This window comes from Stenotrophomonas sp. PI_27, from assembly GCF_027854495.1.
Taxonomy (GTDB): Bacteria; Pseudomonadota; Gammaproteobacteria; order Xanthomonadales; family Xanthomonadaceae; genus Stenotrophomonas; species Stenotrophomonas pavanii.
On the sequence record NZ_JAJNOF010000012.1, the window covers coordinates 136,597 to 149,662 of the forward strand.

At 66.5% G+C, this 13,066-nt stretch carries 11 protein-coding genes; 4 read left to right on the top strand and 7 right to left on the bottom strand.

The window, feature by feature from the left end:
• Positions 1–5 precede the first annotated feature (5 nt).
• The 4 genes from lspA to murJ all read right to left on the bottom strand — a co-directional run bounded on the left by lspA (position 6) and on the right by murJ (position 5,985).
• Positions 6–530, bottom strand: a complete 525-nt coding sequence (gene lspA, locus LRM18_RS15660; RefSeq protein ID WP_014646377.1) for a signal peptidase II — start codon at positions 528–530, stop codon at positions 6–8.
• Positions 530–3,361 carry an isoleucine--tRNA ligase gene (gene ileS, locus LRM18_RS15665; RefSeq protein ID WP_270954975.1) on the bottom strand — a complete coding sequence of 944 codons (2,832 nt, stop codon included), beginning with the start codon at positions 3,359–3,361 and terminating at the stop codon, positions 530–532. The genes lspA and ileS overlap by 1 nt, the downstream gene beginning before the upstream one ends.
• Positions 3,358–4,305: a bifunctional riboflavin kinase/FAD synthetase gene (locus LRM18_RS15670; RefSeq protein WP_049469065.1), complete on the bottom strand. Its 948-nt coding sequence runs from the start codon at positions 4,303–4,305 to the stop codon at positions 3,358–3,360. The genes ileS and LRM18_RS15670 overlap by 4 nt, the downstream gene beginning before the upstream one ends.
• A gap of 75 nt (positions 4,306–4,380) precedes the next feature.
• Positions 4,381–5,985, bottom strand: coding sequence for a murein biosynthesis integral membrane protein MurJ (gene murJ, locus LRM18_RS15675; protein ID WP_053462461.1), 1,605 nt, complete (start codon positions 5,983–5,985; stop codon positions 4,381–4,383).
• A gap of 117 nt (positions 5,986–6,102) precedes the next feature.
• Here murJ and rpsT point away from each other — a divergent pair, with 117 nt between their 5' ends.
• Positions 6,103–6,372 carry a 30S ribosomal protein S20 gene (rpsT, locus tag LRM18_RS15680; RefSeq protein ID WP_005408560.1) on the top strand — a complete coding sequence of 90 codons (270 nt, stop codon included), beginning with the start codon at positions 6,103–6,105 and terminating at the stop codon, positions 6,370–6,372.
• Between the two features lie 197 nt (positions 6,373–6,569).
• Here the strand turns inward: rpsT and cgtA are convergent, their stop codons facing one another.
• The 3 genes from cgtA to rplU form a co-directional block, all read right to left on the bottom strand.
• The gene (gene cgtA / locus LRM18_RS15685) at positions 6,570–7,622 is read right to left on the bottom strand and encodes an Obg family GTPase CgtA (protein WP_270954976.1); all 1,053 of its coding nucleotides are present in this window, start codon (positions 7,620–7,622) and stop codon (positions 6,570–6,572) included.
• A 177-nt stretch (positions 7,623–7,799) separates the two neighbouring features.
• A complete protein-coding gene (rpmA, locus tag LRM18_RS15690) occupies positions 7,800–8,063 on the bottom strand; it encodes a 50S ribosomal protein L27 (protein ID WP_005408558.1) in 264 nt (87 codons plus the stop codon).
• Positions 8,064–8,081: 18 nt separating this feature from the next.
• Complete coding sequence (gene rplU / locus LRM18_RS15695) at positions 8,082–8,390, bottom strand: 50S ribosomal protein L21 (RefSeq protein WP_005408557.1); 309 nt, start codon at positions 8,388–8,390, stop codon at positions 8,082–8,084.
• A 317-nt stretch (positions 8,391–8,707) separates the two neighbouring features.
• On the opposite strand from rplU, the gene uvrA reads away from it, so the two are divergent.
• From uvrA to LRM18_RS15710, 3 genes are all read left to right on the top strand, one after another.
• Entirely contained in the window at positions 8,708–11,707 is a 3,000-nt protein-coding gene (gene uvrA / locus LRM18_RS15700; protein ID WP_154330230.1) for an excinuclease ABC subunit UvrA, read from the top strand.
• Entirely contained in the window at positions 11,707–12,114 is a 408-nt protein-coding gene (locus tag LRM18_RS15705) for a thioesterase family protein (protein WP_032956469.1), read from the top strand. The genes uvrA and LRM18_RS15705 overlap by 1 nt, the downstream gene beginning before the upstream one ends.
• Positions 12,115–12,211: 97 nt before the next feature.
• A complete protein-coding gene (locus LRM18_RS15710; protein WP_270954977.1) occupies positions 12,212–12,937 on the top strand; it encodes an enolase in 726 nt (241 codons plus the stop codon).
• Positions 12,938–13,066: the final 129 nt, after the last annotated feature.

Genomic DNA, 13,066 nt, shown 5'->3' on the forward strand with positions numbered 1-13,066 from the left:
CCGGCTTACGGTTTCGGGTTGGCATTATCCGCCTTTTTGGCGGACTTGCCGTCGAACAGGCCAAACAGGGCGATGCCGATGGCACCCACCACGATGGCCGAGTCGGCGATGTTGAACGAGGGCCAGGTGTAGCTGCCCACGTACCACTGGATGAAGTCGACCACGTGGCCGTGCACCTGGCGGTCGATCACGTTGCCGATGGCGCCGCCGATGATCAGCGCATACGGCACCGCGGCCTTCCAGTTGCCGCGGGCGGTGCCGCGCAGCCACCAGGCCATCAGCCCGCTGATGGCGATGGCCAGCGCGGTGAAGAAGTACTTCTGCCAACCACCGGCGTCGCTCAGGAAGCTGAATGCCGCGCCGGTGTTGTAGGTGCGGTACCAGTTCCAGAAGCCGTCGATGACTACCACCGGCTGGAACTCCGGCAGGCTGGACAGCACCCAGGCCTTGGACCACTGGTCCAGGCCGATGATGGCCACCGACAGCAGCAGCCAGACCAGGGCGTTCGGATGCGGACGGGGCGCGGCCATTAGAACCAGCTCCGCACTTCGCCGGCGCCGGTCACGTTGCTCACGCAACGGCCGCACAGCTCGGGATGGTCGGCGTTGCTGCCGACGTCGGCGCGGTGGTGCCAGCAGCGCACGCACTTGGCCTTGGTGGTCGGCTGGGCGCTGACGAACACCTCGTCGGTGGTCGCCGGGCGCACCTGCACGTCGCCACTGATGAACAGGAAACGCAGTTCATCGGCCAGCGGCCGCCAGCGCGCGGCCTGCTCTTCGCTGGCGGCGATGGTGATCTCCGCTTCCAGCGCCGCACCGATCGCGCCGTTGGCGCGCATCGGCTCGAGCACCTTGGCCACCTGCTCGCGCACGGCCAGCAGCTGGTCAAAGTCGGCGGCATTGAGCTGGGCATCGGCCGGCAGCGGCGCCAGGCCGTCGTACCAGGTAGTGAACAGCACGTGGCCGGCGCGTTCACCCGGCAGGTAGCCCCACAGCTCGTCGGCGGTGAAGGTCAGGATCGGCGCCACCCAGCGGGTGAACGCTTCGGCGATGTGGTACATCGCGCTCTGGGCCGAACGGCGACCGTGCGAATCGGTCGGCATCGTGTACAGCCGGTCCTTGGTCACGTCCAGGTACAGCGAGCCCAGGTCCACGCTGCAGAAGTTCAGCAGCAGCTGCACGATCTCGGCCATGTTGTAGCCGTCGTAGGCCGCCTTGATCTTCTCCTGCAGCTCCCACGCGCGATGCACGATCCAGCGGTCCAGCGCGACCATCTGCTCGAGCGGTTGCAGGTGCTGGGCCGGATCGAAACCGTCCAGGTTGCCGAGCAGGAAGCGTGCGGTATTGCGCAGGCGACGGTAGGCGTCGGCGTTGCGCTTGAGGATCTCCTGCGACAGCGACATCTCGTTGCTGTAGTCGGCCGAGGCGATCCACAGGCGCAGGATGTCCGCGCCCAGCTTGTTCATGATGTCCTGCGGCTCGATGCCATTGCCCAGCGACTTGGACATCTTGCGGCCGTGCTCGTCCACGGTGAAGCCATGGGTGAGGCACTGCTTGTACGGGGCGCGCTTGTCGATCGCCACGCCGGTCAGCAGCGAGGACTGGAACCAGCCGCGGTGCTGGTCGGACCCTTCCAGGTACAGGTCGGCCGGCTTGCCGAAGCCACGCGCGGCGAGCACGCCTTCATGGGTCACGCCCGAATCGAACCAGACGTCGAGGATGTCGGTGACCTTCTCGTAGTCGGCCGCGTCGGCGCCGAGCAGTTCGGCAGCGTCCAGCGAATACCACACGTCGATGCCCTCGGCTTCGACGCGGTCGGCAACCTGCTGCATCAGCTCCACCGAGCGCGGGTGGATCTCGCCGGTCTGGCGATGGGTGAACAGTGCGATCGGCACGCCCCAGGTACGCTGGCGCGAGATGGTCCAGTCCGGGCGACCGTCGACCATGCTCTGGATGCGCGCCTTGCCCCAGGTCGGGAACCAGCCGACGGTGTCGATCGCGGCCAGCGCATCGCTGCGCAGGTTGGCCTTGTCCATCGAGATGAACCACTGCGGGGTGGCGCGGAACACCACCGGCGTCTTATGGCGCCAGCAATGCGGATAGCTGTGGCGGATCGGGTGGAAGGCCAGCAGCGAACCGTTGTCGCGCAGCACGCCGACGATGGCTTCCTGCGCCTTCCACAGGTGCTGCCCAGCCAGCGCCAGGTCACCGGCCGGCGGGGTCGATTCCAGGTACACGCCACGGCCGTCGATCGGGGTCACCTGGCCGGCGTTGTACTTGTCCAGCAGGCCGTACTTCTGGCTGACCACGAAGTCCTCCTGGCCATGGCCGGGGGCGGTGTGCACCGCACCGGTACCGTCCTCGTCGGAGACGTGGTCGCCATTGAGCAGCGGGATGTCGCGCTCCGGATAGAACGGGTGCGCCAGCAGCTGGTTCTCCAGCGCCGCACCGGTGGTTTCACCGTGCAGCACCACACTCTCGACGCCGTAGCGCTGCAGCGCGCGCTCGGCCAGCGCGGCGGCCAGCACCAGCCAACGGCGCTTGCCGTTGTGCGCCGGGCCTTCGGCCAGCACATAGTCGATCTCCGCGCCCAGCGACACCGCCAGCGAGGCCGGCAGCGTCCACGGGGTGGTGGTCCAGATCGGCACGGCCACTTCGACGTCGGCCGGCACGCTCACGCCGAACGCCTGGCCGATGGCCTGCGCATCGCGCGCGGCGTAGGCCACGTCGATCGCCGGCGATTCCTTTTCCTGGTACTCGATTTCCGCCTCGGCCAGCGCCGAACCGCAGTCGAAGCACCAGTACACCGGCTTGGCGCCGCGCACCAGGTGACCGTTGGCGACGACCTTGGCCAGCGCACGGATCTCATTGGCTTCGAAGTCGAAGCTCAGGGTCTTGTACGGGTTGTCCCAATCGCCGGTCACGCCCAGGCGCTTGAAGTCCACGCGCTGGATGTTGATCTGCTCTTCGGCGAACTCGCGGCACTTCTGCCGGAATTCAACCGCGTCGAGCTTGGTGCCGACCTTGCCCCACTTCTTTTCGACCGCGATCTCGATCGGCAGGCCATGGCAGTCCCAGCCCGGCACATAGGGCGCATCGAAGCCGGCCAGGTAGCGCGACTTGACGATGATGTCCTTCAGGATCTTGTTGACCGCATGGCCCAGGTGGATGCGGCCGTTGGCGTACGGCGGGCCGTCGTGCAGCACGAACAGCGGGCGGCCGGCGGCGTTGTCACGCAGCTGCTGGTAGAGCCCCTGCGCTTCCCACCGCGCCAGAATGCCCGGCTCGCGCTTGGGCAGGTCGCCGCGCATCGGGAATTCGGTGGCTGGCAGGTTCAGGGTGGTCTTGTAGTCCTGGCTCACGCAGTGGCTCGCAATCTATGTTCGGAAAGGAGGGCGCGCGCCTGTTCGGCGTCGCGGTGCATCTGGTCGGTCAGTGCCGCCAGATCATTGAATTTCTCTTCGTCGCGCAGCTTGGCGACAAACTCCACGTCGATGTGGCGCCCGTACAGGTCGCCCTGGAAATCGAACAGGTGGGCTTCCAGCAGCGGCTCCACGCCGTCCACGGTCGGCCGGGTGCCGAAGCTGGACACCGAGGGCCACGGCTGGTCGAACACCCCGTGCACCCAGGTCGCGTAGATGCCCGACAGCGCCGGGGTCTTCGGGAAGCGCAGGTTGGCGGTGGGGAAACCCAGCGTACGGCCGAGCTGGCGCCCGCGCACCACCCGCCCACTGATCGTGTACGGACGGCCGAGCAGGTCGTTGGCGCGGGCGAAATCGCCGTCCTTCAGCAGCTGGCGGATGCGCGTACTGGAAATGCGCTCGCCGTGCAGGTCGACCGCTTCGATCTCGCCGGCACTGAAACCCAGCTCTGCGCCGAGCCGCTGCAGCAGGGCGAGATCGCCGCGCCGACGGTTGCCGAAGCAGAACTCCGGCCCGATCCACACTTCGCGGGCCCCCAGCCGGTGCACCAGCAGCTGGCGCACGAAGGCCTCGGCCGGCATCGCCGCCATCGCCGCGTCGAAACGCAGCAGGCCGACCGCATCGACGCCAAGCTCGTGCAGGATCTCGACCTTGCTGCGGGCCAGGGTCAGCCGCGGCGGTGGCGTGCCCTGCGCAAAGAACTCACGCGGCAGCGGCTCGAATGCCACGGCCACTGCGGCCACGCCCAAGGCGCGCGCGCGGGCAACGGCGTGGCGGACCAGTGCGCGATGGCCCAGGTGGAGGCCGTCGAATGCACCGATACAGACCACGCTTCCGTTGGGGAACAGCTCCCCGCCCTCGACGCTTCTGAACAGCCTGCTCATCAACTCTCGTTCCGGCCCGGTCGGGGCCGCCGCTTCAATGGTGTAACCCTGAAGTATAGCCGCCACACGCCGCGATCAATGACCGCGCAGGTCGCGCGGGCGGAAGCCCATCGCCAGCATGGCCAGCAGGTAGGTCAGGCCGCCGCCGCCGACCAGCAGCATCAGGCCGCCGATACGGTGCCATTTGTCCATGCCGGTGAAGTCGGGGACCCAGTGCAGCAGGGCCAGCAGCACGCCGACCATGGCCAGGCAGGCCACCAGCAGCCGCACCAGATAGCTGCCCCAGCCCGGCCGGCGCTGGTAGACATCGGTCTTGCCCAGCCAGTACCAGAGCAGGCCCAGGTTCAGGTAACTGGACAGCGCACTGGCAATGCCCAGCGCCAGGTGCAGGCCCGGCTGCTTGCCGATCGCCGTCATCACGCCCTGCGCCTTCAGCGCGTCGGGCACCATCACCTGGTACAGCACCGCCAGCAGCGCGAAGTTGAACACCATGTTGGCCACCAGCGCGGCCACGCCGGCACGCACCGGGGTCTTGGTGTCCTGCCGCGCATAGAACGCCGGCAGCACCACTTTCAGCAGCGCGAACGCCGGCAGGCCGAAGCTCAGGCCGTATACCGACAGGGCGGTCATGCGGGTATCGAAGGCGGTGAACTGGCGGTACTGGAACAGCGTGGCGATCAGGGGCTCGGCCAGCAGCACCAGGCCCAGCATGGCCGGCACGGAAATCAGCAGGGTCATGCGCAGGCCCCAGTCCAGCGAGCGCGAGAAGCCCTCGCGGTCGGTGCTGACGTGGTGGCGGGCCAGCGCCGGCAGGATCACCGTGCCCAGGGCCACGCCGAACACGCCCAGCGGCAGCTCCAGGAAGCGGTCAGCCAGCGACAGCCAGGACTGCGAGCCGTCGGTCAGCTTGGCGGCGATGAGGGTATCCAGCAGCAGATTGATCTGCGCCACCGACGAACCGAACAGCGTCGGCACCATCAGCGTCAGCACCTTGCGCACCCCCGGATGGTTCCAGCCCCAGCGCGGCAGGGTCAGCAGGTTGATGCCCTTCAGCGAGGGCAGCTGGAACAGCAGCTGCAGGATGCCGGCGGCCAGTACCGCCCAGCCCAGCGCCAGGATCTGCTTTTCCGGCGTGCCGCCCAGGCGTGGCGCCAGCCACAGCGCGCCGGCGATCATGCACAGGTTGAGGATGACCGGGGTCAGCGCCGGCATCGCAAAGCGCTGGAAACTGTTCAGCGCACCACCGGCCAGCGCAGTCAGCGACACGAACAGCAGGAACGGGAAGGTCAGCCGGAACAGGTCGACCAGCAGGGTCTGCTTGACCGGGTCCGTATCAGCGCCACTTGAGAATGCCACCGCCAGCTGGGGTGCGAAGATCAGCGCCAGGGCGGTCACCAGCATCAGCACCCCACCCAAGGTGCCGGCGGTACGGGCCATCAGTTCGCGCAGTTCAGCGTGGCTGCGGGTTTCCTTCACTTCGGTGAACACCGGCACGAAGGCGGTGGAGAAGGACCCCTCGGCGAACAGCCGGCGCAGGAAATTGGGTATCCTGAAGGCAACCCAGAACGCATCGGTAACCGCATTGGTGCCGAACGTGGTGGTGATCACCTGGTCACGGACAAGTCCGAGTACCCGCGAGACCATGGTCATGCTGCTGAACGACAGCAGGCCCCGCAACATCTTCGGTGAACTCACTCAGCGTCCCTCTTGACAATCGACTTGACGTGCATTTCTCGGGCCATCATACTAGCCAGCTTGCTGTTCCCATAACACCGATTTTTTCAGGAAACCACCACCGTGGCCAATATCAAGTCCGCCAAGAAGCGCGCCAAGCAGACCGTCGTGCGCAACGCGCGCAACGTGGCTCAGCGCTCGATGCTGCGCACCGCTGTCAAGAAAGTGATCAAGGCGCTGGACGCCAACGATGCCGCCGGCGCTGAAGCCGCCTTCGCCGTTGCCCAGCCGATCCTGGATCGCTTCAGCGCGCGTGGCCTGATCCACAAGAACAAGGCTGCTCGCCACAAGAGCCGCCTGAACGACCGCATCAAGGCCCTCAAGGCCGCCTGATCCGGCGTTGCCGCCCTGCCCTTCGGGGCGCGGCAGCAGACAAGAACCCGGCCTCGGCCGGGTTTTTTGTTGCCTGCGATCCGGGCGATCTTACGGGGCCCGCGCGACCGGGATTGCCGGCCAGCGGCCGGCACTACCCAACAAAAAACCCGGCCGGAGCCGGGTTTCTGCCAATGCCAGTCGACCAGCCGTCGACGCTACTGCGCGTCGCGGGCTTCCTGTTCTTCTTCCTTCTGGCGATCGAAGAAGGCCATGATCCGGCTCATGATCGGGAAGGTGCCTTCGCGCCCCAGCGCGGAAACCAGGAACCACGGCTCCTTCCAGCCCAGCTGGGCGACGATCTGCTCGGCCGCGGCCTGCGCCTCGTCTTCGAACATCAGGTCGGCCTTGTTCAGCACCAGCCAGCGCGGCTTGTTGAGCAGCTCCGGGTCGTGCTTTTCCAGCTCGCGCTCGATCGCACGCACCTGCTCCACCGGCGAAATGCCTTCCACGCCGCCTTCCATCGGCGAGATGTCGACCAGGTGCAGCAGCAGGCGGGTGCGCTGCAGGTGGCGCAGGAACTGCGCACCCAGGCCGGCGCCATCGGCCGCGCCTTCGATCAGGCCGGGAATGTCGGCAATCACGAAGCTGCGATGGTTCTCCACCTTCACCACGCCCAGGTTCGGATACAGCGTGGTGAACGGGTAATCGGCCACCTTCGGCGTTGCCGCCGAAACGGCACGGATCAGGGTACTCTTGCCGGCGTTGGGGAAACCCAGCAGGCCGACATCGGCCAGCAGTTTCAGCTCCAGCTTCAGCGTACGCTCTTCGCCCGGCTCGCCCGGCAGCGCCTGGCGCGGCGAGCGGTTGGTCGAGCTCTTGAAGTGCATGTTGCCCAGGCCACCACGCCCGCCCTTGGCCACCAGCAGGCGGTCGCCGTGCCGGGTCAGGTCGCCGATGACCTCATCGGTGGCAACGTTGATGATCACGGTGCCGACCGGCACGGTGATGGTCAGGTCTTCGCCCCCCTTGCCATAGGCCTGGCGGCCCATGCCGTTCTCGCCGCGCTGCGCCTTGAAGATACGGTCATGGCGGAAGTCGACCAGGGTGTTCAGGTTTTCGTCGGCGCGGATGTACACGCTGCCGCCCGCACCGCCGTCGCCGCCGTCCGGGCCGCCGAGCGGAATGAACTTCTCGCGACGGAAGCCAATGCAGCCGTTGCCGCCGTTGCCGGCGAACACTTCGATTTCTGCTTCGTCTACCAGTTTCATTGTTTCGATGCCTGCGATGGGCGCGGCCTGCTGGCCGCCGCCTTGAATGTCATGCCGGCCGCGGGCCGGCAACCCGGCCCAGCCGGTCTTGCTTCAACTCTAACGAAAAGCCCCGCCGAAGCGGGGCTCTTCATGCAGCACTCCCATGCCGGGGCACGGGTGCCGGCGATGCCTGGATCAGGCGTCGGCCGAGACGATGCTGACGGTGCGACGCTTCTTGGCGCCCTTGACCGAGAACTCCACCTTGCCGTCCACGAGGGCGAACAGGGTGTGGTCACGGCCCAGGCCAACGCCGGTGCCCGGGTGGAACTGGGTGCCGCGCTGACGCACGATGATGTTGCCGGCTTCGATGGCCTGGCCGCCGAAGATCTTGACGCCCAGGTACTTCGGGTTGGAGTCGCGACCGTTGCGCGAGGAGCCTACGCCCTTTTTATGTGCCATGACTGCTTCTCCTGATGCTTAGCCGGCGATGCCGGTGATCTCGATTTCGGTGTAGTACTGACGGTGACCCTGACGCTTCATGTGGTGCTTGCGGCGACGGAACTTGATGATCCGGACCTTGTCAGCACGACCCTGGGACAGGACCTTGGCGGTGACGGCAGCGCCCTTCAGCGCATCGCCCAGCTTCACGCCGTCGCTGTCACCCAGCATCAGGATGTTGTCAAACTTGATCTCGCTGCCGACTTCGACTTCGAGCTTTTCAATGCGGAGCTTTTCGCCCTGCGCCACGCGGTATTGCTTACCGCCGGTGACCAGTACTGCGTACATGACCAGGCCTTCCTCTGTAGTTATTGTGGTCTGAGCTGCCGCCATCGAGGGCGGACAGGAGCGGGATTGTACGCAGATCAGCGGGCGCGGGTCAAGTCAACCCCTGAACGCCGAAGGAGACGGCACCGGAACGGCGCCAGAACCCCTGTCACGCCGTGAAAAGGGATCTGACCCCTGCCTGACGGCCTGTCTCACCCGATGAGACACCGGGCTGGCATTGTGGCCCATTGCCCCCATCTGGTCACCTCGGTAGGCTGACCGATTGCCGTTCCCTGCTGGCCCGGCACCCAGCCAACGCCCCCACAACCGGATCCCCCATGGCGATGGATTTCATCCGCATCCGCGGCGCGCGGACGCACAACCTGAAGAACCTCGACCTCGACCTGCCCCGCGACAAGCTGATCGTGATCACCGGCCTGTCCGGCTCGGGCAAGTCCTCGCTGGCGTTCGACACCATCTATGCAGAAGGCCAGCGCCGCTACGTCGAGTCGCTGTCGGCCTATGCGCGCCAGTTCCTGAGCGTGATGGAAAAACCGGACCTGGACCACATCGAGGGCCTGTCCCCGGCGATCTCGATCGAGCAGAAGTCGACCTCGCACAACCCGCGTTCGACGGTCGGCACGATCACCGAGATCTACGACTACCTGCGCCTGCTGTACGCCCGCGTCGGCACCCCGCGCTGCCCGGACCACGGCTATCCGCTGGAGGCGCAGACGGTCAGCCAGATGGTCGACCAGGTGCTGACCCTGGACCCGGAACAGCGCTACATGCTGCTGGCGCCGGTCATCCGCGACCGCAAGGGCGAGCATGCCCAGGTGTTCGACCAGCTGCGCGCGCAGGGTTTCGTGCGTGTACGCGTGGATGGCGAACTGCATGAAATCGACGCGGTGCCGCCGCTGGCGCTGCGCCAGAAGCACACCATCGAGGCGGTGATCGACCGCTTCCGCCCGCGCGAGGACATCAAGCAGCGCCTGGCCGAGAGCTTCGAGACCGCGCTGAAGCTGGGCGATGGCATGGCTTCGGTGCAGAGCCTGGACAGTGCCGACGCTTCGCCGACGCTGTTCTCCTCCAAGTACTCCTGCCCGGTCTGCGATTACTCGCTGCCGGAGCTGGAACCGCGCCTGTTCTCGTTCAACGCACCGATGGGCGCCTGCCCCGGCTGCGACGGCCTGGGCATGGCCGAGTTCTTCGATCCTTCGCGCGTGGTGGTGCACCCCGAATTGTCGCTGGCCGCCGGTGCGGTGCGCGGCTGGGATCGTCGCAACGCCTATTACTTCCAGCTGATCGCCTCGCTGGCCAAGCACTACCGGTTCGACGTCGACGCGGCATGGAACTCGCTGCCGCAGAACGTGCAGCAGGCCGTGCTGTACGGCAGCGGCGATGAGGCGATCACTTTCACCTACTTCACCGAAGCCGGTGGCCGCACCCAGCGCAAGCACCGCTTCGAGGGCATCATTCCCAACCTCGAGCGCCGCTACAAGGAAACCGAATCGCCGGCGGTGCGCGAAGAGCTGTCCAAGTACATCAGCGAACAGCCGTGCCCGGAATGCCATGGCGCGCGCCTGAACAAGGCGGCACGCAACGTGTTCGTGGCCGACCGCCCGCTGCCGGAGCTGGTGGTGCTGCCGATCGACGAGGCGCTGAAATTCTTCAGCGAACTGAGCCTGCCCGGCTGGCGTGGCGAGATCGCCGCGAAGATCGTCAAGGAAATCGGCGAACGCCTCGGCTTCCTGGTCGACGTCGGCCTGGATTACCTGACCCTGGAGCGCAAGGCCGACACCCTGTCCGGTGGCGAGGCGCAGCGCATCCGCCTGGCCAGCCAGATCGGCGCCGGCCTGGTCGGCGTGATGTACGTGCTCGACGAACCATCGATCGGCCTGCACCAGCGCGACAACGAACGCCTGCTCGGCACCCTCACCCGCCTGCGCGACCTGGGCAACACGGTGATCGTGGTCGAGCATGACGAGGACGCGATCCGCCTGGCCGACTACGTGCTGGACATCGGCCCGGGCGCGGGCGTGCATGGCGGCGAGATCGTCGGCCAGGGCACGCTGCAGGACATCCTGGAGGCACCGCGCTCGCTGACCGGCCAGTACCTGTCGGGCAAGCGCGCGATCGAGATCCCGGCGCGCCGGCACAAGCCGAACCCGAAGATGACCCTGCACCTGCGCGGGGCCAGCGGCAACAACCTCAAGGGCGTGGACCTGGCGATTCCGTCGGGCCTGCTGACCTGCGTGACCGGCGTGTCCGGCTCCGGCAAGTCGACCCTGATCAACGACACCCTGTTCTCGCTGGCCGCCAACGAGATCAATGGCTCCTCGCACCCGGTCGCCCCGTACAAGGAGATCGATGGCCTGGACCTGTTCGACAAGGTGGTGGACATCGACCAGTCGCCGATCGGACGCACCCCGCGTTCGAACCCGGCGACCTACACCGGCCTGTTCACGCCCCTGCGCGAACTGTTCGCACAGGTGCCCGAAGCCCGTGCACGTGGCTACTCGCCGGGCCGCTTCAGCTTCAACGTGCGCGGTGGCCGCTGCGAGGCCTGCCAGGGCGACGGCCTGATCAAGGTGGAGATGCACTTCCTGCCGGACGTGTACGTGCCCTGCGACGTCTGCCATGGCAAGCGCTACAACCGCGAGACACTGGAGATCCTGTACAAGGGCTTCAACATCAACGACGTGCTGGAAATGACCGTCGAGGATGCGCTGAAGCTGTTCGAACCGGTGCCGTCGATCGCACGCAAGCTGGAAACGCTGGTCGACGTCGGCCTGAGCTACATCAAGCTGGGCCAGAGCGCGACCACGCTGTCCGGTGGTGAAGCACAGCGCGTGAAGCTGTCCAAGGAGCTGTCGCGCCGCGATACCGGCCGCACCCTGTACATCCTCGACGAGCCGACCACCGGCCTGCACTTCCACGACATCGAAGCGCTGCTGGGCGTGCTGCACAAGCTGCGCGACGAGGGCAACACGGTGGTGGTGATCGAGCACAACCTGGACGTGATCAAGACCGCCGACTGGATCATCGACCTGGGCCCGGAAGGCGGCCATCGCGGTGGCACCATCCTGGTCACCGGCACGCCGGAAGACGTGGCGGCCTGCCCGCAGTCGTACACCGGCCAGTTCCTGGCCCGCATGCTGCCCTCCACCAGCGCGCGCCCGGAGCAGCCGGCCGCCGTGGCCAACAAGCCCGACGCCCGCCCGCCGCGCAAGGTGAAGCCTGAAAAGCCCGCCAAGGTGGCGAAGAAGGCGGTGGCCGCCAAGAGCACCGGCAAGACCAGCAAGACCGCAACTGCCAGCAAGAAGAAGGACGCCTGATGAGCAGCGAACACAAGATCCTGGCCCGCATCCCGATCAGCGTGCGCTGGCGCGACATGGACAGCATGGGCCACGTCAACAACGCCAAGTACATTTCCTACCTGGAGGAGGCGCGCGTGCGCTGGATGCTCGGCGTGGACGGCGTGTCGATGACCGACCGCATCGCACCGGTGGTGGCCGCGACCAACGTCAATTACCGGCTGCCGATCGTGTGGCCCAACGACATCCTGGTCGAGCTGTTCGTCGAGCGCCTGGGCAACAGCAGCGTGACCATCGGCCACCGCATCGTCGACCAGCAGGACGCGTCGAAGCTGTATTCCGACGGCAACGTGGTGGTGGTCTGGATGGATACCCAGACCGGCAAGAGCGCGCCGCTGCCCGAGGCGATCCGCAGCGCCTCTACCTGACACACCCTGGTAGGTGCCGACCTTGGTCGGCACGCTTCGGCGGCAATGAGGTTGCCGGCCAGCGGCCGGCACTACCGACACTGATCAAAGGACTGACATGATCCACCAGACCGAACTGCGCGACCTGCTGCCCGGCATGGTCCCCTTTCCCACCGACGTGTTCCCCGCCGACCAGGCCTGGCTCGGCCAGCATCTGCTGCCGTTGCTGAAGATCGACCTGGGCCTGCTGCGGCCGGAACTGGCCGGCCAGGTGGCAACGATGCTGTGCCCGATCGAGCCGTATGACGGCTGCATCGGCGAGACCACCGAAGAACACCACAACGAGTTCACCGGCACCAACTGGATCGCCTTCGAACTGACCGCCGGCAACGAGATGCGCTTCCTTGGCAACGAGGGCTATTTCATCGGCGACCAGGTGCAGGACAGGCACGCGCAGGAACACATCGCGCAGATGCGCGAGAGCTATGCCAAGGCGCGTGACTACCATGCCGCCCATGGTCGCCTCGCCTGCTACTCGCGCTTCGGCAAGGGCGAGCCCAGCGAGCGCGATTACCTGGATACGCTGGGGGGACCGATCGGTTTCGGCAACTGGACCGAGACCGCAGAGATTCCCGCGGCATTCGAGCTGGGCTTTACCGACGCGGCCGATGACCCCAACGCTGCGGATGATGCCGAAACGGTGGTCATCACCCGCAACGGCAACGCGTTCTTCGCCGTGGCCGGCGTGGCCGGATACAACTGGTGCGCCACCGGCGCCGATGCGATCGTGATGTTGTACGAGCCGCAAAGCCGCACCGTGCTGTTCTCGTACGACTGGTCGTAAGCCTCTTTGGCATTGCCCGTGCTGCCGGCCAGCGGCCGGCACTACCACCCCGCTACGGCGCGACCTTCGCCGATGCGATCGTGATGTTGTACGAGCCGGAAAGCCGCATCGTGCTGTTCTCGTACGACC